The sequence below is a fragment of the Streptomyces sp. NPDC059895 genome (genome assembly GCF_042731035.1).
Lineage (GTDB): Bacteria > Actinomycetota > Actinomycetes > Streptomycetales > Streptomycetaceae > Streptomyces.
In genome coordinates, this window is sequence record NZ_JBHWKO010000028.1 from 1 (window position 1) to 23,895 (window position 23,895).

The 23,895-nt window shown below is 71.6% G+C and carries 23 protein-coding genes; 14 read left to right on the forward strand and 9 right to left on the reverse strand.

The window, feature by feature from the left end; translation table 11 throughout:
- From ACFV9M_RS27185 to ACFV9M_RS27200, 4 genes are all read left to right on the forward strand, one after another.
- Positions 1 to 3,507: multifunctional oxoglutarate decarboxylase/oxoglutarate dehydrogenase thiamine pyrophosphate-binding subunit/dihydrolipoyllysine-residue succinyltransferase subunit (locus ACFV9M_RS27185; protein ID WP_385102557.1), on the forward strand; the 3,507-nt coding region annotated here is incomplete at its 5' end.
- A gap of 156 nt (positions 3,508 to 3,663) precedes the next feature.
- Entirely contained in the window at positions 3,664 to 3,843 is a 180-nt protein-coding gene (locus tag ACFV9M_RS27190; protein WP_028420339.1) for a DUF6104 family protein, read from the forward strand.
- A gap of 315 nt (positions 3,844 to 4,158) precedes the next feature.
- On the forward strand, positions 4,159 to 5,097 hold the full coding sequence (locus ACFV9M_RS27195) for a DUF4097 domain-containing protein (protein ID WP_385061776.1): 939 nt from the start codon (positions 4,159 to 4,161) through the stop codon (positions 5,095 to 5,097).
- A 1-nt stretch (position 5,098) separates the two neighbouring features.
- The gene (locus ACFV9M_RS27200; RefSeq protein ID WP_385061778.1) at positions 5,099 to 6,157 is read left to right on the forward strand and encodes a helix-turn-helix transcriptional regulator; all 1,059 of its coding nucleotides are present in this window, start codon (positions 5,099 to 5,101) and stop codon (positions 6,155 to 6,157) included.
- 147 nt (positions 6,158 to 6,304) lie between these two features.
- On the opposite strand, the gene ACFV9M_RS27205 is transcribed toward ACFV9M_RS27200, so the two are convergent.
- Positions 6,305 to 7,270 (reverse strand): zinc-binding dehydrogenase, encoded by a 966-nt coding sequence (locus tag ACFV9M_RS27205; RefSeq protein ID WP_385061780.1) that lies wholly within the window; start codon positions 7,268 to 7,270, stop codon positions 6,305 to 6,307.
- A gap of 174 nt (positions 7,271 to 7,444) precedes the next feature.
- A complete protein-coding gene (locus ACFV9M_RS27210) occupies positions 7,445 to 8,677 on the reverse strand; it encodes an NADP-dependent malic enzyme (RefSeq protein WP_385061782.1) in 1,233 nt (410 codons plus the stop codon).
- 607 nt (positions 8,678 to 9,284) lie between these two features.
- Here ACFV9M_RS27210 and ACFV9M_RS27215 point away from each other — a divergent pair.
- Genes ACFV9M_RS27215 through ACFV9M_RS27225 form a run of 3 tightly spaced genes read left to right on the forward strand, consistent with a single transcriptional unit; the run spans position 9,285 to position 11,998 of the window.
- Positions 9,285 to 10,244 (forward strand): ABC transporter substrate-binding protein, encoded by a 960-nt coding sequence (locus tag ACFV9M_RS27215; protein ID WP_385061784.1) that lies wholly within the window; start codon positions 9,285 to 9,287, stop codon positions 10,242 to 10,244.
- A gap of 30 nt (positions 10,245 to 10,274) precedes the next feature.
- On the forward strand, positions 10,275 to 11,240 hold the full coding sequence (locus ACFV9M_RS27220) for an amino acid ABC transporter permease (protein WP_385061786.1): 966 nt from the start codon (positions 10,275 to 10,277) through the stop codon (positions 11,238 to 11,240).
- Positions 11,237 to 11,998, forward strand: a complete 762-nt coding sequence (locus ACFV9M_RS27225; RefSeq protein ID WP_385061788.1) for an amino acid ABC transporter ATP-binding protein — start codon at positions 11,237 to 11,239, stop codon at positions 11,996 to 11,998. Before ACFV9M_RS27220 ends, ACFV9M_RS27225 begins: the two co-directional genes overlap by 4 nt.
- A 132-nt stretch (positions 11,999 to 12,130) precedes the next feature.
- Here ACFV9M_RS27225 and ACFV9M_RS27230 read toward each other — a convergent pair whose 3' ends face one another.
- Entirely contained in the window at positions 12,131 to 12,901 is a 771-nt protein-coding gene (locus ACFV9M_RS27230) for a class I SAM-dependent methyltransferase (RefSeq protein WP_385061790.1), read from the reverse strand.
- A gap of 100 nt (positions 12,902 to 13,001) precedes the next feature.
- Between ACFV9M_RS27230 and ACFV9M_RS27235 the strand changes: the two genes are divergently transcribed.
- Positions 13,002 to 13,631: a CGNR zinc finger domain-containing protein gene (locus tag ACFV9M_RS27235; protein WP_385061792.1), complete on the forward strand. Its 630-nt coding sequence runs from the start codon at positions 13,002 to 13,004 to the stop codon at positions 13,629 to 13,631.
- Here ACFV9M_RS27235 and sodX read toward each other — a convergent pair.
- Positions 13,535 to 13,969 (reverse strand): nickel-type superoxide dismutase maturation protease, encoded by a 435-nt coding sequence (sodX, locus tag ACFV9M_RS27240; protein ID WP_385061794.1) that lies wholly within the window; start codon positions 13,967 to 13,969, stop codon positions 13,535 to 13,537. The genes ACFV9M_RS27235 and sodX overlap by 97 nt on opposite strands.
- Before the next feature lie 146 nt (positions 13,970 to 14,115).
- On the opposite strand from sodX, the gene sodN reads away from it, so the two are divergent.
- Positions 14,116 to 14,511, forward strand: coding sequence for a superoxide dismutase, Ni (sodN, locus tag ACFV9M_RS27245; RefSeq protein WP_385061796.1), 396 nt, complete (start codon positions 14,116 to 14,118; stop codon positions 14,509 to 14,511).
- 159 nt (positions 14,512 to 14,670) lie between these two features.
- Positions 14,671 to 15,423, forward strand: coding sequence for a VOC family protein (locus tag ACFV9M_RS27250; protein WP_385061937.1), 753 nt, complete (start codon positions 14,671 to 14,673; stop codon positions 15,421 to 15,423).
- 9 nt (positions 15,424 to 15,432) lie between these two features.
- Here ACFV9M_RS27250 and ACFV9M_RS27255 read toward each other — a convergent pair whose 3' ends face one another.
- The 4 genes from ACFV9M_RS27255 to ACFV9M_RS27270 all read right to left on the reverse strand — a co-directional run bounded on the left by ACFV9M_RS27255 (position 15,433) and on the right by ACFV9M_RS27270 (position 18,965).
- Positions 15,433 to 15,642 carry a hypothetical protein gene (locus ACFV9M_RS27255; RefSeq protein WP_385061797.1) on the reverse strand — a complete coding sequence of 70 codons (210 nt, stop codon included), beginning with the start codon at positions 15,640 to 15,642 and terminating at the stop codon, positions 15,433 to 15,435.
- Between the two features lie 100 nt (positions 15,643 to 15,742).
- A complete protein-coding gene (locus ACFV9M_RS27260; RefSeq protein ID WP_385061799.1) occupies positions 15,743 to 16,078 on the reverse strand; it encodes a hypothetical protein in 336 nt (111 codons plus the stop codon).
- A gap of 246 nt (positions 16,079 to 16,324) precedes the next feature.
- Complete coding sequence (locus tag ACFV9M_RS27265; RefSeq protein WP_385061801.1) at positions 16,325 to 17,446, reverse strand: family 2 encapsulin nanocompartment cargo protein polyprenyl transferase; 1,122 nt, start codon at positions 17,444 to 17,446, stop codon at positions 16,325 to 16,327.
- A gap of 112 nt (positions 17,447 to 17,558) precedes the next feature.
- Positions 17,559 to 18,965: a family 2B encapsulin nanocompartment shell protein gene (locus tag ACFV9M_RS27270; RefSeq protein ID WP_385061803.1), complete on the reverse strand. Its 1,407-nt coding sequence runs from the start codon at positions 18,963 to 18,965 to the stop codon at positions 17,559 to 17,561.
- Between the two features lie 178 nt (positions 18,966 to 19,143).
- Between ACFV9M_RS27270 and ACFV9M_RS27275 the strand changes: the two genes are divergently transcribed.
- Positions 19,144 to 20,043: a 1-aminocyclopropane-1-carboxylate deaminase/D-cysteine desulfhydrase gene (locus tag ACFV9M_RS27275; RefSeq protein WP_385061805.1), complete on the forward strand. Its 900-nt coding sequence runs from the start codon at positions 19,144 to 19,146 to the stop codon at positions 20,041 to 20,043.
- A 16-nt stretch (positions 20,044 to 20,059) separates the two neighbouring features.
- Here the strand turns inward: ACFV9M_RS27275 and ACFV9M_RS27280 are convergent, their stop codons facing one another.
- Positions 20,060 to 21,658 carry a Na+/H+ antiporter gene (locus ACFV9M_RS27280; RefSeq protein WP_385061806.1) on the reverse strand — a complete coding sequence of 533 codons (1,599 nt, stop codon included), beginning with the start codon at positions 21,656 to 21,658 and terminating at the stop codon, positions 20,060 to 20,062.
- A 60-nt stretch (positions 21,659 to 21,718) separates the two neighbouring features.
- Here ACFV9M_RS27280 and ACFV9M_RS27285 point away from each other — a divergent pair, with 60 nt between their 5' ends.
- From ACFV9M_RS27285 to ACFV9M_RS27295, 3 genes are all read left to right on the forward strand, one after another.
- Positions 21,719 to 21,979, forward strand: coding sequence for a UBP-type zinc finger domain-containing protein (locus ACFV9M_RS27285; protein ID WP_385061808.1), 261 nt, complete (start codon positions 21,719 to 21,721; stop codon positions 21,977 to 21,979).
- Positions 21,980 to 22,252: 273 nt separating this feature from the next.
- Positions 22,253 to 22,666, forward strand: coding sequence for an anti-sigma regulatory factor (locus ACFV9M_RS27290; RefSeq protein WP_004925829.1), 414 nt, complete (start codon positions 22,253 to 22,255; stop codon positions 22,664 to 22,666).
- The gene (locus tag ACFV9M_RS27295) at positions 22,663 to 23,799 is read left to right on the forward strand and encodes an RNA polymerase sigma factor SigF (RefSeq protein WP_385061810.1); all 1,137 of its coding nucleotides are present in this window, start codon (positions 22,663 to 22,665) and stop codon (positions 23,797 to 23,799) included. Before ACFV9M_RS27290 ends, ACFV9M_RS27295 begins: the two co-directional genes overlap by 4 nt.
- Positions 23,800 to 23,895: the final 96 nt, after the last annotated feature.

The following is a 23,895-nucleotide window of genomic DNA, read 5'->3' on the forward strand; positions in this document are numbered from 1 at the left end:
GCTCCGGCCGCTCCGGCCGCTCCGGCCCAGGCCGCGCCCGCCGCCCCGAAGCCCGCGGCCGCCGCTCCGGCGCCCGCGAAGCCCGCCGCGCCCGCGGCCAAGCCGGCCGCCAAGGCCGCGCCGGCCACCGCGGCACCCGAGGGCCCCGAGTTCGTGACGCTGCGCGGCCCCTCCGCCGCGGTCGCCAAGAACATGAACGCCTCCCTGGAGCTGCCCACGGCCACGTCCGTGCGCGCGGTCCCGGTGAAGCTGCTGTTCGACAACCGCATCGTCATCAACAACCACCTGAAGCGCGCCCGGGGCGGGAAGATCTCCTTCACGCACCTGATCGGCTTCGCGATGGTGCAGGCCATCAAGGCCATGCCGTCGATGAACTGGTCGTTCGGCGAGAAGGACGGCAAGCCGACCCTCGTCAAGCCGCCGCACGTCAACCTCGGCCTGGCCATCGACCTGGTGAAGCCCAACGGCGACCGCCAGCTCGTCGTGGCCGCCATCAAGAAGGCCGAGACGCTGAACTTCTTCGAGTTCTGGCAGGCCTACGAGGACATCGTCCGTCGCGCCCGCGACAACAAGCTGACGATGGACGACTTCACCGGCGTCACGGTCTCCCTGACCAACCCCGGCGGCCTCGGCACCGTCCACTCCGTCCCGCGCCTGATGCCCGGCCAGTCGGTGATCATGGGTGTCGGCTCCATGGACTACCCGGCGGAGTTCCAGGGCACCTCCCAGGACACCCTGAACAAGCTCGGCATCTCGAAGGTCATGACGCTCACGTCGACCTACGACCACCGGGTCATCCAGGGCGCCGCGTCGGGCGAGTTCCTGCGCGCGGTGGCGAACCTGCTGCTGGGCGAGAACGGCTTCTACGACGACATCTTCGAGGCCCTGCGGATCCCCTACGAGCCGGTCCGCTGGCTCAAGGACATCGACGCCAGCCACGACGACGACGTCACCAAGGCCGCCCGCGTCTTCGAGCTGATCCACTCCTACCGGGTCCGCGGCCACGTCATGGCCGACACCGACCCGCTGGAGTACCAGCAGCGCAAGCACCCCGACCTGGACATCACCGAGCACGGGCTCACCCTGTGGGACCTGGAGCGCGAGTTCGCGGTCGGCGGTTTCGCCGGCAAGTCCCTGATGAAGCTGCGCGACATCCTCGGCGTGCTGCGCGACTCGTACTGCCGCACCACCGGCATCGAGTTCATGCACATCCAGGACCCCAAGCAGCGCAAGTGGATCCAGGACCGCATCGAGCGCCCGCACAGCAAGCCGGAGCGCGAGGAGCAGCTGCGCATCCTGCGCCGGCTGAACGCGGCGGAGGCCTTCGAGACCTTCCTCCAGACCAAGTACGTCGGCCAGAAGCGCTTCTCGCTGGAGGGCGGCGAGTCCGTCATCCCGCTGCTCGACGCGGTCATCGACTCGGCGGCCGAGTCCCGCCTGGACGAGGTCGTCATCGGCATGGCCCACCGCGGCCGCCTGAACGTCCTCGCCAACATCGTCGGCAAGTCGTACGCGCAGATCTTCCGCGAGTTCGAGGGCAACCTCGACCCGAAGTCGATGCACGGCTCCGGCGACGTGAAGTACCACCTGGGCGCCGACGGCACCTTCACCGGCCTGGACGGCGAGCAGATCAAGGTCTCCCTGGTCGCGAACCCCTCGCACCTGGAGGCCGTGGACCCGGTCCTGGAGGGCGTCGCGCGCGCCAAGCAGGACATCATCAACAAGGGCGGCACGGACTTCACCGTCCTGCCGGTGGCGATCCACGGCGACGCGGCCTTCGCGGGCCAGGGCGTGGTGGCCGAGACCCTGAACATGTCGCAGCTGCGCGGCTACCGCACCGGCGGCACGGTCCACATCGTCATCAACAACCAGGTCGGCTTCACCGCGGCCCCCGAGTCCTCGCGTTCCTCCATGTACGCGACGGACGTGGCCCGCATGATCGAGGCCCCGATCTTCCACGTGAACGGCGACGACCCGGAGGCCGTGGTCCGCGTCGCGCGGCTCGCCTTCGAGTTCCGCCAGGCGTTCAACAAGGACGTGGTGATCGACCTCATCTGCTACCGCCGCCGCGGTCACAACGAGTCGGACAACCCGGCCTTCACCCAGCCGCTGATGTACGACCTGATCGACAAGAAGCGCTCGGTGCGCAAGCTGTACACCGAGTCCCTCATCGGTCGCGGCGACATCACCCTGGAAGAGGCCGAGCAGGCGCTCCAGGACTACCAGGGGCAGCTGGAGAAGGTCTTCACGGAGGTCCGTGAGGCCACCTCGCAGCCGGCGTCCGGCGACTCCGAGGCGCCGCAGGACGGCTTCCCCGTCGCGGTGAACACCGCGGTCTCCGCCGAGACCGTCAAGCGCATCGCCGAGTCCCAGGTCAACGTCCCCGACCACATCACCGCCCACCCGCGTCTGCTGCCGCAGCTCCAGCGCCGGGCGGCCATGGTCGAGGACGGCACCATCGACTGGGGCATGGGCGAGACCCTCGCCGTCGGCTCCCTCCTCCTGGAGGGCGTCCCGGTCCGCCTGGCCGGCCAGGACTCCCAGCGCGGCACCTTCGGCCAGCGCCACGCGGTGATCATCGACCGGGAGACCGGCGAGGAGTTCACGCCGCTGATGTACCTCTCCGAGGAGCAGGCGCGGCTGAACGTCTACAACTCCCTCCTCTCCGAGTACGCGGCGATGGGCTTCGAGTACGGCTACTCGCTGGCCCGCCCCGACGCGCTCGTGATGTGGGAGGCGCAGTTCGGCGACTTCGTCAACGGCGCGCAGACGGTCGTGGACGAGTTCATCTCGTCCGCCGAGCAGAAGTGGGGCCAGACCTCCGGCGTCACCCTGCTCCTCCCGCACGGCTACGAGGGCCAGGGCCCGGACCACTCGTCCGCCCGCCCGGAGCGTTTCCTCCAGCTCTGCGCCCAGAACAACATGACGGTCGCGATGCCGACCCTGCCGTCGAACTACTTCCACCTCCTGCGGTGGCAGGTGCACAACCCGCACCACAAGCCGCTGGTCGTCTTCACCCCGAAGTCGATGCTGCGCCTGAAGGCCGCCGCGTCGAAGGCGGAGGAGTTCACGAGCGGCCAGTTCCGCCCGGTCATCGGCGACGCCTCGGTCGAGCCGAACGCCGTCAAGAAGGTCGTCTTCTGCGCCGGCAAGGTCTACTACGACCTGGAGGCCGAGCGTCAGAAGCGCGGCGTCACGGACACCGCGATCATCCGCATCGAGCGCCTGTACCCGCTGCCGGGTGCGGAGCTCCAGGCGGAGATCGCCAAGTACCCGAACGCCGAGAAGTACCTGTGGGCCCAGGAGGAGCCGGCCAACCAGGGCGCCTGGCCGTTCATCGCCCTGAACCTGATCGACCACCTGGACCTGGCCGTCGGCGCCGACGTGCCGCACGGCGAGCGCCTGCGCCGCATCTCGCGGCCGCACGGCTCGTCCCCGGCGGTCGGCTCGGCCAAGCGGCACCAGGCGGAGCAGGAGCAGCTGGTGCGGGAGGTGTTCGAGGCCTGAGCCTCTGAACACCGCTGAGCACCGGTAGCGCGTGCAGCGGCCCCGTCGCCTCCACGGCGGCGGGGCCGCTGCCGTGTGCGCCTGCGGCAGCGGGGTGCCGCATACCCTGGAGTCGTAGCACCCGCGGACCAGGCCCATCCCCCAGGAGAACAACCCGTGTACTTCACCGACCGAGGCATCGAGGAACTCGAGAAGCGGCGCGGCGAGGAGGAGATCACCTTCGAGTGGCTCGCCGAGCAGCTGCGGACGTTCGTCGATCTGAACCCGGACTTCGAGGTCCCGGTGGAGCGGCTGGCGACGTGGCTGGCCCGGCTGGACGACGAGGACGACGAGTAGCCGCCGCCGGGCGGCCGGCGGCGGTCCGTCGGCCCCTCTCGCCGTACGTGTGGGCGCCCTTCGGGGCGCCCTTCGGCGTCTGTGCGTCTGCGCGGCGGTGCGGTGTCCGTCGGTCCGTGCGGCCTGACGGCTGGTCCGTGCCGCCTGACGGCTGGTCCGTGCCGCCCGACGGCTGGTCCGTGCCGCCCGCCTGCTGGTCCGTGCGGCCCGACGGCCCCGTTCACCGCATCGGGTGTCTTGACTTCCCCGCACCGCGATATATCGTGATTGTTAGGGAACGCGATATGGCGCGTCGCGCCGTCGAGGAGGTCAGCCATGTCCGAGTGGTCCGTCGCCGAGCCCGGCAAGCTCTCATTCGACGAGCCGGTGCGCGAACTGCACGTCCGCGTCGTCGACGGCACGGTGAACGTGGTGGGGACCGACGAGGGCCCCGCCCGCCTGGAGGTCTCGCACATCGAGGGACCACCTCTGGTGGTGACCCACCGCGACGGGATACTGACCGTGGCCTACGAGGACCTGCCCTGGAAGGGCTTCCTCACATGGCTCGACCGCAGGGGCTGGCGGCGCAGCACCGTCGTCTCCCTGGCCGTGCCCGCGCACACCCGTGTCGAGGTGGGCGCGGTGAGCGCAGGGGCGGTCGTCTCCGGCATCGACGGGCACGCCGAGGTGAAGGGAGTCTCCGGGGACACGACCCTGGTGAGGCTCACGGGCCCGGTACGCGCCGACACGGTCTCGGGGAACGTGGAGGCCCAGGCCCTCACCGGCGACCTCCGCTTCCACTCGGTGTCCGGGGACCTGACGGTGGTCGAGGCCGGCTCCTCCGTGAAGGCCGACTCGGTGAGCGGATCGATGATCGTCGACCTCGATCCGGCGAGCCGCCCCACCACCGTCAGCCTGGCCAGCGTCTCCGGTGAGATCGCCATCCGGCTGCCCCACCCGGCGGACGCCGAGGTGGAGGCCCACACGGCGAGCGGCGCCGTCTCCAACGCCTTCGAGGACCTGCGGGTCAACGGGCGCTGGGGGGCCAAACGCATCACCGGCCGGCTCGGCGCGGGCAACGGCAGCCTGAAGGCGACGACGGTCTCCGGCTCGATCGCCCTGCTGCGCCGCCCGCAGACGGAGGACGAGCCCTGGGAGCCGGAGGCGGCCGCTCCGACACCCGCCGCCCCGGGGGACAATGCCTCAGGCGGCCCGGCCGACGCGACCTCCTCCGACGGCCCGGCCGACAGCACGACCGACAAGAAGGTGCTCTGACATGCCCCCCGTCTTCGCCCACGGCCGCCTCCGCCTCTACCTGCTGAAGCTCCTGGACGAGGCTCCGCGCCACGGCTACGAGGTGATCCGTCTCCTGGAGGAGCGCTTCCAGGGGCTCTACGCGCCGTCGGCGGGCACGGTCTACCCCCGCCTGGCCAAGCTGGAGGCCGAGGGCCTGGTCACCCACACCACCGAGGGCGGCCGCAAGGTGTACGCCATCACGGACGCCGGCCGGGCCGAGCTGGCCGACCGCAGCGGCGAACTGGCCGACCTGGAGCTGGAGATCCGCGAGTCGGTCGCGGAGCTCGCCGCGGAGATCCGGGCCGACGTACGCGGCGCCGCGGGCGATCTGCGCCGCGAGATGCGGGCAGCGGCCTCCCAGGCACGCCAGGGCGCCGGGCCGGCCCCCGGCGACCTCGGGGAGGCAGGGGAGTACGGCGACAAGGAGGCGTGGCGGGCCGCCAAGGAGGAGATGCGCCGCGTCAAGCAGGAGTGGAAGGAGCAGGCGCGCCGGGCCAAGGACGAGAGCCGGCGGGCCCGCGAGGAGGCCCAGCGGGCCCGGCGTCAGGCCAAGGAGGCCCAGGACCGGGCGCGTGTCCAGGCCCAGGAGGAGGTGCAGCGCATAGCGCGACGCGTCCAGGAACAGGTCCAGGACCACTTCGCCCGGGGCGACTGGCCGACCGGAGTCCGGGAGGGGCTCACCGAGCTGGCCAAGGAGTTCGGCGAGTTCGGCAAGGACGTCGGGAAGGAGTTCGGCAAGGACTTCGGGTTCGGACGCGGCAGCGGCAGCACCGGCCCGGACGGGACGACGGCCAGGGGACCGGCGTACTCGGAGACACCGGCGGACTTCCCCGCCGGCTACGAGCCGGACTGGGCCCACGAGGCCCCCAGCGGCGACCCGGCCCGCGACCTGGACCGTCTGCTGGACCGCTTCCGCGACGACATCCGCGACGCGGCCCGCGACCACGGCGTCACGGCGGACCAACTCCGCGACGCCCGCCGGCATCTGTCGACGGCGGCGGCTCACATCGGGGTGATCCTGCGGGCACCCACGACGTGAGCGCCCGCCTGCGCCTCTCCCCCGCCGTACAGCACCCTGGTGAGGGAGGTGTGGGGGTGCGCGGCGGGTGCTCATCGGGCGGGCCCGGTGGCCCGTACCCGCCCGATGAGCACCCGTCGGCGACGGCTTCGCCCGGATGCCGCCTCCTCAGCCGGAGGTGAGCACGATCTTGCCGAACTGCTCGCCGGACGCGAGCCGTTCGAAGCCCTCACGGGCGCGGTCGAGGGGAAGCACCTCGTCGATGACGGGCCGGACGCCCGTGGCGGCGCAGAAGGCGAGCAGGTCCTCCAGCTCGTCCTTGGTGCCCATCGTGGAGCCGACGACCTTCAGCTCGAGGAAGAAGATGCGGGTCAGCTCCGCGTGGGAGGGCCGGTCACCGCTGGTGGCACCGGAGATGACGAGCGTGCCGCCGGGCCGCAGGGACTTCACGGAGTGGGACCAGGTGGCGGCCCCGACGGTCTCGATCACCGCGTCCACCCGCTGCGGCAGCCGCGCCCCCGGCTCGACCGCCTCGACGGCGCCGAGCTCCAGAGCCCGCTTCCGCTTGGCCTCGTCCCGGCTGGTAGCGAAGACCCGCAGCCCGGCGGCCCGGCCGAGGACGATCGCGGCCGTGGCGACACCGCCCCCGGCGCCCTGGACGAGGACCGAGTCGCCCGGGCGGACCCCGGCGTTGGTGAAGAGCATGCGGTAGGCCGTCAGCCAGGCGGTGGGCAGGCAGGCGGCCTCCTCGAAGGAGAGCTCCTTGGGCTTGGGCAGGATGTTCCAGGTCGGCACGGCGACCTGCTCGGCGAAGGTGCCCTGGTAGCGCTCGGTGAGGATGGAGCGGGGTTCGTCGGGGCCGACCCCGTACCCGCTCTGCCCGATCACGGAGTGCAGGACGACCTCGTTGCCGTCCTCGTCGACACCCGCGGCGTCACAGCCGAGGATCATCGGCAGCTTGTCCTCGGCGAGGCCCACGCCCCGCAGGGACCAGAGGTCATGGTGGTTGAGGGAGGCGGCACGGACCCGGACGGCACTCCAGCCGGGCCGGCCCACGGGAGCCGGACGCTCCCCCGACTCCAGGCCGTTCAGCGGCTGGTCACGGTCGATTCGAGCGGCGTAGACGGCGAACATGCACACGACGATAGGTTCCCCGCACCCCGACGGAAACCGGGCGGCGCTGTGAGCAATGCCCTCTTGCCCTCCCGCGCCGGCCGCACCCCCGCCCGGCGCCACCCGGACGGGCGGCGGGCCTGAACAGGGGAACGGCCCCGCCCGGACACGGGCGGGGCCGTTCACGGATCCGCGTCAGCGACGCGCGACCCCCTCGGCACGAGCCGCCGCGGCGACGGCCGCCGTGACCGCCGGCGCCACCCGCTCGTCGAAGGGCGACGGAATGACGTAGTCCGCGGCGAGGTCGTCACCGACGACACCCGCCAGCGCCTCCGCTGCCGCGATCTTCATGCCCTCGGTGATCCGGGACGCCCGCACCTGCAGCGCGCCGGCGAAGATGCCCGGGAACGCCAGCACGTTGTTGATCTGATTGGGGAAGTCCGAGCGCCCGGTCGCGACGACCGCCGCGTACTTGTGGGCGACGTCGGGGTGCACCTCGGGGTTCGGGTTGGCCATGGCGAAGACGAACGCGCCCTTCGCCATCGAGGCCACCGCCTCCTCCGGGACCGTACCGCCGGAGACGCCGATGAAGACGTCCGCGCCGGCCAGCGCGTTCTCCAGCGACCCGGTCAGCCCGGCCTTGTTGGTGAACCCGGCCAGCTGGCGCTTGACGTCGGTCAGGTCCTCCCGGTCCGCGGAGACGATGCCCTTGCGGTCGGTGACCGCGACGTCCCCGATGCCGGCCTCGACCAGCATCTTCGCGATGGCGACACCGGCCGCGCCGGCGCCCGAGATGACGGCCCGCAGGTCCGCGATGGTCCGCCCGCTCAGCCGCGCCGCGTTGCGCAGTGCCGCCAGCGTGACGACCGCCGTGCCGTGCTGGTCGTCGTGGAAGACCGGGATGTCGAGCCGCTCCTGGAGCCGGCGCTCGATCTCGAAGCACCGCGGCGCCGAGATGTCCTCCAGGTTCACTCCGCCGAACGAGGGCGCGAGGCGCACCACGGTCTCGACGATCTCGTCCACGTCCGTGCAGGCCAGCGCGATCGGGACCGCGTCGACGCCGCCGAACTGCTTGAACAGGATCGCTTTGCCCTCCATCACCGGCAGGGACGCCTCCGGCCCGATGTCACCGAGCCCGAGGACCGCCGTGCCGTCGGTGACGACGGCGACGACGGACGACTTCCAGGTGTAGTCGTTCACCAGCTCCGGCTGTTCCGCGATCGCGGTGCACACGCGCGCGACGCCGGGCGTGTAGGCGAGGGACAGGTCGTCCTTGTCACGGACCGGGACGGTGGCCTGCACGGCCATCTTTCCGCCGCGGTGCAACGCGAACGCCGGGTCGAACGAGTCGAGGGGCTCCGCACCGCCCTCCTGGCCCGTATGGTCGGTTTCACTCTCGCTGCGAGGATTGACGATCTCCGCTGCCACTGTGTCTTACCCCTTAGGTGTTCATGGTTGAGGGTGGCCACTCCTGGTTGAGAAGTGGGCGGGCACCGCGCAGGACCCAGCGGTGGTGACACGTACGGGCGCCTGCGCGTCGGGCGCGCCGCACACGCGCCCTGGGCCCCGGATGAGGGGTGTAAAGAACCTTCTTACCGGACGGACAGCACCGACGACGAGTCCAATCCGTGCAAGGTCACATGCCGGTTCTTGCAGGACCCCCACAGCCCTCTCGCGCTGTCATATGCCAGTGACATGACTCATGATTGCGGGGAGGAGGATTTCCCGGCCGAGCCCTTGACACAGGCACCGAATGACTCACACGCCACACCACGTCCGACCACCTGGCGGGATATGCCGAAGATCTTGCGGCCGGACGGATGGATTCCCGCAGAAGGTGCGGTCCGACCCGGTCGTGTTGTACCGGACTGGTGCGGTTCGAGGGGCGCCCGTTATCCGATTTTGACATGGGCGGCCCCCTGAACGGCGCCGTCCGAATGGCAAGATGCCGTAATCGCACGAGGTCGCGACACCCAAAGGTGTGTGTTCTCGTCGACCCATCGGCATCTCCATCCACCCGCCGGAGGCACTGACCATGACCGCACGCTCCATCCGCCGTTCCACCGCCGCGCACACCCGGCTAGCCGCGGTCGGTTCCCTCGCGGTCGCGGGCGCCCTGCTGCTCACCGGCTGCGGTGACCAGACCGATGGCGGGAGCTCCTCCGAGACGTCGACCAGCGGGAACGCGGCACCGCTGTTCTCGAAGCTGCCCGCCGACATCCAGAAGGCGGGCGTCATCCAGGTCGGCACCAACGCCGAGTACGCCCCCATGGAGTACCAGGAGAGCGGCAAGATCGTCGGTGTCGACCCCGACATCGCCGCCGCGCTGGGCGAGAAGCTGGGCGTGGAGTTCAAGTTCACCTCCGGTTCCTTCGACGGCCTGATCACCTCCCTCAATTCCGGCCGCTACGACATCGCGATGTCGTCCATCACGGACAACAAGGCGCGCCAGCAGGGCCTGGACGACAGCGGCAAGAAGCTCGGCCCGGGTGTCGACTTCGTCGACTACTTCTCGGCCGGCACCGCCGTGTACGTGCAGAAGGGCAACCCGAAGAACATCGGCTCGATCGAGGACCTCTGCGGCCAGACGGCCGCCGTGCAGCGCGGCACGACGTACGAGGAGGCACTGCAGAAGCAGTCGAAGGCCTGTACCGACGGCGGCAAGAAGAAGATCACGATCGAGTCGTTCGAGAACGACACCGAGGCCCAGACCCGGGTGAAGTCGGGCGGCGCCGTCGCCGGCGTCAACGACTACCCGGTCGCGGTCGACCTGGCCCGCAAGGCCGACGGCGGCAAGGCCTTCGAGGTCGTCGGCGAGCAGGTCGACGCCGGTCCGTTCGGCATCGCCGTGGACAAGGACAACAAGCAGCTCACCTCCGCGCTGGAGGCGGCCGTCAACGCGATCATCGAGGACGGCACGTACCAGGAGGTGCTGGAGAAGTGGGGCGCCGAGAGCGGCGCCATCGACAAGGCCGCGATCAACGGCGGCAAGTGACCGTCCGAGCAGCACTGAAGGGCAGTCACCGTGACTGACAAGTTCGACAAGACACCGGCGGGCGCGCAGCCGACGGCCGGCGTCACCAAGGAGAGCGGAACCGTTCCGCCCGAGGCGATCAAGGCCATTCCGGTCCGCCACTACGGCCGCTATGTGAGCGCCGTCGTGGTCCTGGCGCTGGTGGCCCTGCTGGTCAACGCCTTCGCCACGGCCGAGAAGATCCAGTGGGCCGCGGTCGGCGACAAGCTGTTCGACACCACGGTCCTGGCCGGTGCCGGCCGCACCCTGCTGATCAGCGTCCTCGCGATGGTGCTCGGCGTGGTCCTCGGCATCGTGCTGGCCGTGATGCGGCTCTCCAAGAACCCGGTGACGAGCTGGGTGGCCTGGGTCTACATCTGGTTCTTCCGCGGGACCCCGGTCTACGTCCAGCTCCTGCTGTGGTTCAACCTGGCGCTGATCTTCCCCCTGCTGAATCTCGGTCCGCTCTACAAGGACGAGATGACGGACGTCATGACGCCGTTCATGTGCGCCCTGCTGGGCCTCGGCCTGAACGAGGCCGCGTACATGGCGGAGATCTGCCGCGCCGGCCTGATGGCCGTCGACGAGGGCCAGACGGAGGCCGCGCACGCGCTCGGCATGAGCCACGGCAAGACGCTGCGGCGGATCGTCATCCCGCAGGCGATGCGGGTGATCGTGCCGCCGACGGGCAACGAGTTCATCAACATGCTGAAGACCTCGTCGCTGGTGTACGCGGTGACGTACAACGAGTTGCTGCGGGCCACCTCGACGATCGGCTCCACCTCGTACGCGGTGATGGAGATGCTCTTCGTGGCGTCTCTCTGGTATCTGGTCATGACCAGCGTGTTCAGCGTCTTCCAGTACTACCTGGAGCGCCGCTACGCGCGTGGTTCGTCCCGCAGTCTGCCGCCGACCCCGTGGCAGAAGGTCAAGGCGAACCTGACGTCGCTGACGAGCGGAAGGGCTGGTGCGGCATGACCGCCATGGTGAAGGCCGAGGGCGTCCACAAGTCCTTCGGCGCGATCGAGGTGCTCAAGGGCATCGACCTGGAGGTGCGCTCCGGCGAGGTGTTCTGCCTCATCGGCCCCTCGGGCTCCGGCAAGAGCACCTTCCTGAGGTGCATCAACCACCTGGAGAAGATCAACGCGGGCCGGCTCTGGGTCGACGGCCATCTGGTCGGCTACCGCCAGAAGGGCGACAAGCTGTACGAGCTCAAGGACAGCGAGGTCGCGCTCCAGCGCCGGGACATCGGCATGGTGTTCCAGCGGTTCAACCTGTTCCCGCACATGACGGCGGTGGAGAACGTCATGGAGGCCCCGGTCCAGGTCAAGGGCGTGAGCCGGGCCGAGGCCAGGGAGCGCGCCCTGCAGCTGCTGGACCGGGTCGGCCTGGCCGACCGGTCGCAGAACTACCCCTCGCAGCTCTCCGGCGGCCAGCAGCAGCGCGTGGCCATCGCCCGGGCCCTGGCCATGGACCCGAAGCTGATGCTGTTCGACGAGCCGACCTCGGCCCTCGACCCGGAGCTGGTCGGCGACGTCCTCGACGTCATGCGCGACCTGGCCGAGTCCGGTATGACGATGGTCGTCGTCACCCACGAGATGGGCTTCGCCCGCGAGGTCGGCGACAGCCTGGTCTTCATGGACGGCGGTGTGGTGGTCGAGTCCGGCAACCCGCGCGATGTCCTGACGGACCCGCAGCACGAGCGGACGCAGGCCTTCCTGTCCAAGGTGCTGTAACGGACCGAGGTCCGACACCACGGGGCGGTACGGGGGGACTCCCGTACCGCCCCTTTCGTGTGGCCGCTTTCGTGTGGCCGCCCGCCTGTCCGCCCCCGGTCGCCGCGCGAGGCCCGGGGCGCGCGGCGGGTCCTACTTGAGGGCGAGGAGCAGTGTGTCCGACGGCGAGGCCCACACCGGGCGGGCCTCGGCGAACCCCTTCTCGCGCAGCACGCGCGCGTGCCAGGCGGGCGAGGGCATCTCGCCGTCGGCGTGCTCGCCGTAGATCGCGAAGCGGCGGGCGGTGGGCCCGGCGAGGACGGGGTCGGCGGCGGCGAGCTGCCACCACTCGGCCCAGTCGACGGCGCCGGCCGCCTTGGCCTGATCCATGCGGGCGTGGCGCCGGGCGCGCTCGGCCGCGTTGATCCGGGGCGTGGACTCGTCGATCATGTGGTCCGCGTTCATGAAGACACCGCCGTCGCGGACGAGTTCCGCGACCTGACCGTAGAGGGCCGCGAGGGGTTCGCTGTGCAGCCAGTGCAGGGCCGTGGCGGTGAGGACGGCGTCGTAGGAGTCGTACGGCAGTGCCGCCGGCCAGTGCGGGTCCTTGAGGTCGGCGGTCACCAGGGTGACGCGGTCGTCCCCCGCAAAGGTGCCCTCGGCGATGGCGAGGAGGGCCGGGTCGAGGTCCACGCCGGTGCTGGTGGCGCCGGGGAGGCGGGCGAGCAGCCGGGCGGTGATGGTGCCGGTGCCGCAGGCGAGGTCCAGGACGCGGGGCGCGGTGCCGACGAGCGCCTCGACCATGTCGAGCATGATCCGGAAGCGGTCCTCCCGGTCGGGCATGTACCACTCCTGCTGCCGGTCCCAGCTCTCCTGCCAGGCCGCCCAGTCGGTACCGGTCGTGATGGCCTGCCCGTCCGTCATCGCGCCCCTCCGTCCCCTCGGTCGCGTAATACCCTGGATACACGACCGGCCGTTACTCCGTCCGCCTCCCGACCATAGAGCGCTTCCGTAAGGACTACAAGTGGAACTGGCCTATTACTCGGATTACGCCGTGCGCCTCGTCAACAGCGAGGAACCGGCCCGGGGCAACGACTCGCTGACCTCGGTCGAGGCCGTCCGCGACCTCTTCGGCGCGAACCAGTCGGCGGCCCGCCGCGCCACCGACGCGGACGTCACCCGCTTCCGCTCGGTACGGACCCGGCTGCGCGCGGTCTTCGAGGCGGCCGACGGCGGCGACGAGACCCTCGCCGTGGACCTGCTGAACTCCCTGCTGCTGGAGTTCCCGGTGAGCCCGCAGATCTCCGGGCACGACGTCCGCGACGACGACGGCCGCCCGCTGTGGCACATGCACCTCGCCGACCACCCGTCGAACGCGACCGCCGGGTACGCGGCCATCGCCGCGATGGGCCTGGCGTTCCACCTGACGGAGTACGGCGTGGACCGCCTCGGCCTGTGCCAGGCCGCGCCCTGCCGCCACGCCTACCTCGACACCTCCACGAACCGCTCCCGGCGCTACTGCTCCGACCGCTGCGCCACCCGCGCCAACGTGGCCGCCTACCGCGCCCGCAAACGCCTGGAGGCCGACCGGTCGGCCAGTACCGGCCTGGCCGCCGACAGCGCCCAGCGCAGCACCGCGAGCGGCGAGCGCTGATCCCGCTTCAGCGGCCGGTAGCGGAACCGCACCGTGCCGAGGATCAGCTCGTCGGGCACGGTCCCGTAGTCGGTGCTGTCACCCCCCGCGTACGCGTTGTCCCCGAGCACCCACCAGCCGCCGTCGCGGCGCTCGGCGGCCCGCTTGACGACCAGCAGGTCCTGCTGGAAGGGGTGCCGCAGCACGACGACGTTCCCGGGCCTGACCCGGGCGCCGTACCGCACCACCAGCTGGTCCCCGTGGTGCAGCGTGGGCACCATGGACGGGCCGGTCACCTCGGCCAGCCCGAAGGGCGCGGCCGCCCTCCCCCGCCCGGTCTCCTGCGACGGCTCCGGCATCGCCGACACCTCCCCTGCTCCCATCCTCCACCAGTCTCAGTCTGACCCCGGACTTTTGTCCTAAGCCCATGGGGGCACTCGCGAAAACCCGTCTCGCAGGGAGTAATGTCCCACCTGAGAAGACGATCACGAGGAAGGAATGCTCCATGCTTTCCCGCCTGTTTGCCCCCAAGGTCACGGTCAGCGCGCACTGCGACCTGCCCTGCGGCGTGTACGACCCGGCCCAGGCCCGCATCGAGGCGGAGTCGGTGAAGGCCGTGCAGGAGAAGATGGCCGCCAACGACGACCCGCACTTCCAGGCTCGCGCCACTGTCATCAAGGAGCAGCGCGCCGAGCTCGCGAAGCACCACGTCTCCGTGCTGTGGAGCGACTACTTCAAGCCCCCGCACTTCGAGAAGTACCCGCAGCTGCACCAGCTGGTCAACGACACCCTGAAGGCCCTGTCGGCCGCCAAGGCCTCGACGGACCCGAAGACCGGCGAGAAGGCCCTGGAGCTGATCGCGGAGATCGACAAGATCTTCTGGGAGACCAAGAAGGCCTGACACCCTCAGGCCGTTCCACGGCCGGCGGTCGGTGCACCACCGCGGGCGGAGGGACATCACGAAGGGGCCCGGTCGGCGTCAGGACCGGGCCCCTTCGGCATGACGTAGGTGAGGCCGGCCGTGTCGCGGCTTCCGACGCCTACCATCACCCCCATGAGCATCCCCGTCCGGTGGGCCTACGCCTTCGTCGACCGGCCCGCCGAGCACTTCGAGCGGGCCTGTGTGTTCTGGACCGCCGTCACGGCCACGCGCCTGTCCGAACCGCGGGGCGAGCGGGGCGAGTTCGCCACGCTGCTGCCGGAGGGCGCGGACGGGTGCGTGAAGGTGCAGCGGGTCGCCGGGGGCGGGGGTGGAGCGCATCTGGACCTCTGTGTCGAGGACGTGCCCGGCCTCGTCGGTGCCGCGCTGGCCCTCGGTGCCGAGGCGGTCGCCCCGCACGACGGCTGGACCGTCCTGCGCTCTCCCGCCGGTCAGTTGTTCTGCGCGGTCCCCTGGCACGGCGAGTCCGTACGGCCGCCCGTGGTGTCCGGCAGCCGTCTGGACCAGGTGTGCCTGGACGTCCCGCCGTCCGTGTACGCCGACGAAGTCGCCTTCTGGCGCGCCCTGTTGCCGGACTGGACGTCCCGGCCGGGTTCCCTGCCGGAGTTCCACTCGATCGCGCCGCCCGCCGGACTGCCGGTCCGTCTCCTCCTCCAGCGGCTGGACGACGAACGCCCCCTGTCCGCCCACCTCGACCTGGCCTGCGGCCCGGACATCGACGCGGTCCGCGCCCGGCACGAACGGCTCGGTGCCGTCCTCGTCGCCTCCCACGCCCACTGGACGGTGATGCGCGACCCGGCGGGCGGCCTGTACTGCCTGACCGGGCGGGACCCGCAGACGGGCGGACCGCCGCGGACGACGGCCGACGCCTAGCGCTCTCCGCTAGCGCTTCTCCGCGAAGGCGCACAGGACCACCGTGTCCGGCGGGACCGACCCGTACGGCCGGCACGGGCTGTCGGTCACCTCGCTCCCCAGGAGCGGCGTGAGTACGTCGTCCCTCTGCCGGCCGCTCGGTCCCGTCGGTGCGGAGGCGTCCTGGAGCCAGAGGGTCAGGCCTCCTCCGACGGCCGCCGTCACCGCCCAGACGACCACGGCCCACCGCCATAAGCGGCGGCGGCGCCCACCTGCCTCTGTCATGTCCACCCCTCCCCGCTGTCCGGCCATGAAACCACGATGGCCCCTCGGACACGCGTCAGGAGATCGGGGCGGGAGGGATTCCGGCGTCCTCGTCCGGGTCGGTGCGGTCGGCCGAGGCGCCCGAATCCGCCGAATCCGGGCCTTCGGCGGGCTCCCGCTCGGCACCACCGGGTCCGCCGGTGTGCCCGGCGCGGCCGTGGCCCTCCGGACGGCCGTGCCGCTCCTGGTGGCCGTGCAGCTCGGCACCCGGCTCGACGTACGCCTCGCAGTCGGGGTTGTGGCAGCGGCCCGCGCCCCAGCGCGGGACCCAGGCGCCCAGTGTCTTGTGGCGCCGGACGACGGTGTCCACGGACTGCCCGCAGCTGGGACAGACCTGATGTTCCCTGTCCATGCCACCAGGGTAGGCCGGTCACCGCTGTCGTGCGTCGGCACGGGCGAGGAGGCTGGCTCGGCCGGGCGGGCCGGCACGCGGGAGGGGACGGAGGGGCCGGGGACCGCCGGTCCGGCCCCGGACGCGCCGAGGCGGGTCCCGCGACACCGTGAGGTGGTGTGCGGGACCCGCGGGCCGGGGTCCCGGTCGCCGTGCGGGGTCAGGAGCCGCGCGGATCCCGGGCCCCGGGTCAGCGGGGCGGCGCCGTCATGTGGTGCGCCGCGTCACGAACTCCGCCAGGGACAGCAGACCGCCCGCCGACTCGGGCTCCGGGACCGCCCGGGCCAGTTCGGACATGGCCCGGGCCATCCGGTCGGCCGCCTGCTCCAGTGCCCAGGCGCGCCCGCCGGCCCGCTCGACGGCGCGCGTGGTCCGTTCCAGGTCCCCCTGGTCGTAGGGGGCCGCGTACAGCTCGGCCAGTTCCTCGGCGGCCGGGGTGCCGGAGGCGAGCGCGGCGACCACCGGCAGGGACTTCTTGCGGGCCGCGAGATCCGCCCCCGCCGGCTTGCCGGTGCGCCGCGGGTCGCCCCACAGGCCGATCACGTCGTCGATGAACTGGAAGGCGAGCCCGGCCTGACGGCCGAACGCGTCCAGCGCCTCGACGTCCGCCTCGGGCGCCCCGGCGTACAGGGCACCGAGCGCGCAGGCGCAGCCGAGCAGCGCCCCCGTCTTGGCCTCGGCCATGGTGAGCACCTCGTCGAGGGTGACCTCGGTGGGGGCCCGCTTCTCCATGGCCGTGTCCGCCTGCTGTCCGGCGCACAGCTCCACCACGCAGGCGGCGAGGCGGGCGACGGCCGCCGCGGACGCCGGGTGCGGGTCCTCGGCCAGCCGTCCGAGGGCCAGTGCCTGGAGCGCGTCCCCGGCGAGGATCGCGTCGGCGTCGCCGAACACGGTCCAGGCGGTGGGGCGGTGACGCCGTGTGGTGTCACGGTCCATGACGTCGTCGTGGAGCAGGGTGAAGTTGTGGATCAGTTCCACCGCCGCGGCGGCCGGTACGGCCGCCGCCCGGGCCGCCGGGCCGCCGAGGGCGTCGGCCGCGGTGAGCACGAGCGCCGGGCGGATCGCCTTGCCGGCGTTGCCGGCGGCCGGTGTGCCGTCCGCGTGCTCCCAGCCGAAGTGGTAGAGCGCGATCCGGCGCAGTGCGCGGGGCAGGGCGTCCAGGGCGGTGCGCAGGGCGGGGTCGACCGACGCCCGGGCCTCCTCCAGGATCGCCGTCGCCTCCTGCCCGTCGAACGCTCCGGATTCGCTGTCACCACGGCTTGCGATGGGCTCCCGCCTTCCGCCCGTCTCCTCGGAGTGCGGCCTGGTCTCCGTCACGAAGTCGGTCATCGAGTCCCCCTCGCAGGGTCCGCGAACGGTGGCGGATGCGCTGCCGCCCGGCGCGTACGCCCAGGACGTACCCGCCCCGGGGGGCGGGGACACGGCGTCCGGACGGGAGAGGTCACTGCCAGCGGCCGATCTCGACGTTCTCCAGGACACCCAGCGCGTCCGGTACCAGCACGGCGGCCGAGTAGTAGGCCGTGACCAGGTACTTGATGATGGCTTGTTCGTTGATGCCCATGAACCGCACGGACAGACTCGGCTCGATCTCGTCGGGGATGCCGGACTGGCGCAGGCCGATCACGCCCTGGTCCTCTTCGCCGAGACGCATGGCGATGATCGAGCTGGTCCGGGCCTCGGTGACCGGGATCTTGTTGCACGGGTAGATCGGTACCCCGCGCCAGGTGGGGATCCGGTTGCCGCCGACGTCGATCGTCTCCGGGACGAGGCCGCGCCTGTTCAGCTCGCGGCCGAACGCGGCGATCGCGCGCGGGTGGGCGAGGAAGAGCTTGGTGCCGCGGCGCCTGCTGAGCAGCTCGTCCATGTCGTCCGGGCTGGGCACGCCGTCGTGCGGCTGGATCCGCTGGTCGTACTCGCAGTTGTGGAGGAGCCCGAAGTCCCGGTTGTTGACCAGTTCGTGCTCCTGGCGCTCCTTCAGCGCCTCGACCGTGAGCCGCAGCTGCTGCTCGGTCTGGTTCATCGGCTGGTTGTACAGGTCGGCCACGCGCGTGTGGATGCGCAGCACGGTCTGGGCGATGCTCAGTTCGTACTCGCGCGGCCGGGCGTCGTAGTCGACGAACGTGTGCGGGATGTCCGGCTCGCCGGCGTGGCCGGCGGCGAGGTCGACGGCCTTCTCGCCGTACCTGTTGGTGCGCTGCTGAGGGATGGTGCGCTGCTGGTGGAGGTGCTCGCGCAGGGAGTCCGCGCGTTCCGCGACCTGCTCGAAGTCCTCGCGGGACAGGATCAGCACCGTGCTGGCGGTGTGGGCGCGCGCGGTGTACTCCCAGATGGAGTCGCCGTCGAGCAGCGCCTGGTCGCCGAAGTAGGCGCCGTCGGCCAGGACCCCGAGGACCTGGTCGTCGCCGTAGGGGCCGGTGCCGATCTTCTCGACCCTGCCGTGCGCCAGCAGGTAGACCTCGTCGGCCTGGCTGCCGAAGGAGGCGATGACCTCGCCCGCGGCGTACTCCCGCTGGCGGCAGCGGGAGGCCAGCTCCGAGAGCGCCTCCTCGTCGTCGTACGAGCGCAGGACGGGCAGTTCGCCCAGCTCGGCGGGGATGACCTCGACGCGGTCGCCGGTCTTGACGAACGTGATGCGGCCGTCTCCGACCGCGTACGTCAGCCGCCGGTTCACCCGGTACGTGCCGCCCTGCACATCCACCCAAGGCAGCGTCCGCAGCAGCCAGCGGGAGCTGATCTCCTGCATCTGCGGCACGGACTTGGTGGTGGTGGCCAGGTTCCGCGCGGCCGCGGTGCCGAGACTCTGCTGCGGCTTGACCTGCGTGGTGCGGACCTCTTCGCCTACCGACATAGAGAAATGCCCTCCCGATCATGCACAGGGCGCCGAACTGCGCCGGTGCATTCGTTTCGGGGGCAACCCTTCCATCGCTCAGAGCGCTCGTGCTATTACACGAAAGAGCGGGAATGGATCAACGACGACTGGGCACAGCGCGTTCTTCGCGCACCGAACGGTGTTCGACAATGGCCGGGTGACCGACCCCGCCGCCGCCCTGCGCCCCCGGCTTCCCTCCCCTCTGCACGAGGTGTCCGACGACCGGTTCGCCCGGCACGGCGTACGGCTGCTGCTCAAGCGGGACGATCTGATCCACCCGGAGCTGGTCGGCAACAAGTGGCGCAAGCTCGCGCCCAACCTGGAGGCGGCGGCGGGCCGGACGGTCGTCACCTTCGGCGGCGCCTACTCCAACCACCTGCGGGCCACGGCCGCCGCCGGCCGGCTGCTGGGCCTGCCCACCGTCGGCGTCGTACGCGGTGACGAGCTCGCGGACCGGCCGCTGAACCCCTCCCTCGCCCGCTGCGCGGCCGACGGCATGCGGCTGCACTTCGTGGACCGCTCGGCCTACCGCCGCAAGACCGACCCCGACACCCTCGCCGCCGTCCTGCGCGCGGCCGGCGCCGAGGACGCGTACGTCGTCCCCGAGGGCGGCAGCAACGCGGCGGCGGTCCGCGGCTGCCGGGCGCTGGGCGAGGAGCTCACGGGCCACGCCGACGTCGTCGCCGTCGCGTGCGGCACGGGCGGCACCCTCGCGGGCCTGGCCGCCGGCCTCGCCCCCGGCACGCGCGCCCTGGGCGTGCCGGTGCTCCGGGGCGGTTTCCTCGGCGACGAGGTCCGGGCGCTGCAGACGGCGGCCTTCGGCGGCCCCCGGGGCGACTGGCGCCTGGACGACCGCTTCCACTTCGGCGGCTACGCCCGCACCGGCCCCGCCCTCGACGCCTTCGCCGAGGACTTCGGCAGCCGCCACGGCCTGCCGGTCGAACGTCTCTATGTCGCCAAGTTGCTCTACGCACTTGTCGTCCTCGCCGAGGAGGGCGCCTTCGCGCGGGGCACCCGGCTCGTGGCCGTGGTGACGGGGGCGCCGTTCGGCGGCTGACCGTCGCGGCCGGCGGCTACTGTGCCTCCCGGTGGGCCGCCGCCTCCTCCAGGTCCAGCCGGCGCAGCAGCGCGCGGAGCATCTCGTCGTCGATGTAGCGGCCGTCGCGGAGGCGGACGAAGACCTCGCGTTCGGCGCTGATCATCTCGCGGGCCAGGCGGCGGTAGGTGTCGTCGACGGTCTCGCCGGTGACCGCGTTGACCTGGCCGAGGCGCTCCCAGACGGCGTTGCGGCGGCGTTCCAGGACGGTGCGCAGGCGGTCGGCGAGGGGCGGGGGCAGGGCGTTGCGCTCGTCGGCGAGGAGGGTGTCCAGGCGTTCCTCGGCGATCCGGGAGGCCTGCGCCTGGGCGTTGGCCTCGGCGAGCGTCGCGGCCTGCGGGTCGCGGTCGGGGAACTTCAGCAGCCGGATCAGCGGGGGCAGGGTCAGGCCCTGCACGACCAGGGTGCCGATGACCGTGGTGAAGGTCAGGAAGAGGATGAGGTCGCGGTGCGGGAAGGGCTGCTCGCCGTGGTCGACGGTGAGCGGGACGGAGAAGGCGATGGCGAGGGACACCACGCCCCGCATGCCGGCCCAGGCGATGACGATCGGCCCGCGCCAGGTCGGGTTCTCCTCGCGCGCGCGGATGCGCGCCGACAGCAGCCGCGGCAGGAAGGTCGCCGGATACACCCACAGGAAGCGGCACGCGACGACCACCAGGAAGAGGGCGACCGCGTACCAGGCGGCGGCCATGCCCTCGTAGGCACCCAGGCCCCGCAGGACGACCGGGAGTTGCAGGCCGATCAGGGCGAAGACCGCCGACTCCAGGATGAAGGCGACCATCTTCCACACGGCCTCCTCCTGGAGGCGGGTGGCGAAGTCGACCTCCCACGCGCGGTGGCCGAGGTAGAGGGCGACGACGACCACGGCGATGACGCCGGAGGCGTGGAACTGCTCGGCGGCCGCGTAGGCGACGAACGGGATGAGGAGGGACAGGGTGTTCTGCAGGAGCGGTTCCTTCAGGCGGGTGCGCAGCCAGTGCAGCGGGGCCATCAGGATCAGGCCGACGGCGGTGCCGCCGACCGCCGCCACCAGGAACTCCTCGATGCCGCCGGCCCAGGACACGCCCTCGCCGACGACGACGGCGAGGGCCACCTTGTAGGCGGTGATCGCGGTGGCGTCGTTCAGCAGGGACTCGCCCTGGAGGATGGTGGTGATCCTGGACGGCAGGCCCAGCCGGCGCGCCACCGCCGTCGCCGCGACCGCGTCCGGCGGCGCCACCACCGCGCCCAGCACCAGTGCCGCGGTCAGCGGCAGCCCGGGCACGAGCAGGTGGGCGGCCCAGCCGACGACGACCGTCGCGAAGAGCACGTACCCGACCGACAGCAGCGCCACGGGCCGCGCCTGCGCGCGCAGGTCGAGGTAGGAGCTGTCGGTCGCCGAGGTGTACAGCAGCGGCGGCAGCAGGAGGGGGAGGACGACCTCGGGGTCGAGGGCGTAGTCGGGGACTCCCGGGACGTACGACACGGCCAGGCCGACGCCGACCAGGAGCAGCGGGGCGGGCACCGGGGTGCGCCGGGCCGCCGCGGCGATCGCCGTACTGCCCGCCACCAGCAACAGCAGTGGCATCACGTCCATGTCCCGCCCACCCTCGTTTTTCCGCGCGGGCGTCCGCACGCCCGTCGTAACCTGGCAATCATGAAACAGTGCACGCACGCCGACGCGCTGCCGCACCCCGATCCGGTTCCGATCAGCGAGACCTGTCCGGAGTGCCTGCGGGACGGCACCCACCCGGTGCAGTTGCGGCTGTGTCTGACGTGCGGCCATGTGGGCTGCTGCGACTCCTCGCCGGGCCGCCACGCCACGGGCCATCACAAGGACTCCGGCCATCCGGTCATGCGGACCTTCGAACCGGGTGAGGACTGGCGCTGGTGTTTCGTCGACCACGTCCTTGTCTGAGCCGGGCGCCCGGGGACGGTCCGGCCGTCCGGCGGGTACGGTTCGGGCATCAGGCGCCTGGGTACGTCAACCCGGCGCGCCCTCTTCCCTTTTGGGTCCGCAGACCCCCTAGACACGGAGCGTGTTCACAGCTTTACTGTGAGTGACGCCAGGGGGTTGGGGTCCTGGGACAGGACACTTGAGGGCGCGGTAGCGTCACCGCTGCACCACACACGCGTTACCCCGGGGGGCGACCCTCGGCCCCCGAAGACTTGTACCACCTTGGAGGTGAGGGTGTCCCAGATCGCAGGCGAGCCCGCGACCCAGGACTTCGTGGAAGTCCGGCTGCCGGCTGCGGGTGCCTACCTGTCGGTGCTGCGGACGGCCACGGCCGGCCTCGCGGCCCGTTTGGACTTCACCCTGGACGAGATCGAGGACCTGCGCATCGCGGTGGACGAGGCATGCGCGATCCTGCTCCAGCAGGCCGTGCCCGGCTCGGTGCTCAGCTGCGTCTTCCGCCTGGTCGACGACTCGCTGGAGGTCACCGTCTCGGCGCCGACCACCGACGGCCACGCGCCCTCGCGCGACACCTTCGCCTGGACCGTGCTGTCCGCCCTGGCCGGCAAGGTCTCCTCCGCCGTGGACGAGGACAAAACCGTTTCGATCAGCCTCTACAAACAGCGCGGCGCGGGACCCGGGCCGGCGTGAGGAACGGGGACGGTCCGGTGCGGGACGAAGAGCGCGGCACACGGGAGCTGCCGGCCGGGAGCGCCGGGAATCCGGTCTCGCCGGGCGGTTCCCGACGCACGACGGACGGTGTCGACGGCATTCCCGAGCAGGCCCGGCCGCACCCGGAGGACGACGCGTCCTCCGCGCAGGCCGGCTTCCCGGACGGTGCCGTGCAGGGCTCACCTCGGGAGAGGCGGATCGGGGCGACCCCCGGCCGGGCGGAGGCGAGGGCTCGACAGAGGGCGACGGGCGGGACGATGAGCGAGCACGAGCGAGACGACGATCAGGGCGTGCCGGGCACGCGGCACGCGCCCCTGGACCGCGCACCGCAGGTTCGCGAGCCGCAGGTTCGCGAGCCGCAGGACCGCAGCGGGGCGCGGGCGATGTTCCTCGAGCTGCGCTCCCTGACGGAGGGCAGCCCGGAGTACGCGGAGCTGCGCAACCAGCTGGTCCGCATGCACCTGCCGCTCGTCGAGCACCTCGCGCGCCGCTTCCGCAACCGCGGTGAGCCGCTGGACGACCTCACCCAGGTCGCCACCATCGGGCTGATCAAGTCGGTCGACCGCTTCGACCCGGACCGCGGAGTGGAGTTCTCCACGTACGCGACCCCGACGGTCGTCGGCGAGATCAAACGGCACTTCCGCGACAAGGGCTGGGCGGTGCGGGTGCCGCGCAGACTCCAGGAGCTGCGGCTCGCGCTGACGACGGCGACGGCCGAGCTGTCCCAGCTGCACGGCCGCTCCCCCACCGTCCATGAGCTCGCCGAGAAGCTGGCGATCTCGGAGGAGGAGGTCCTGGAGGGCCTGGAGTCCGCCAACGCGTACTCCACGCTGTCCCTCGACGTCCCCGACACCGACGACGAGTCCCCGGCCGTGGCGGACACGCTGGGCGCGGAGGACGAGGCGCTGGAGGGCGTCGAGTACCGCGAGTCGCTCAAGCCTCTGCTGGAGGACCTTCCGCCCCGCGAGAAGCGGATCCTGCTGCTGCGCTTCTTCGGCAACATGACCCAGTCGCAGATCGCGCAGGAGGTGGGCATCTCCCAGATGCACGTCTCGCGCCTGCTGGCGCGGACACTGGCTCAGCTGCGGGAGAAGCTGCTCGTGGAGGAGTAGGGCCCGGCCTACTTGCGCTTGCGGGCGTTCCCCGGCTTACGGCCGTCGTCCTGGTTCCGCGCGTGGTTCCGCGCGTTCCGCGCGCTCGCCCCGTTC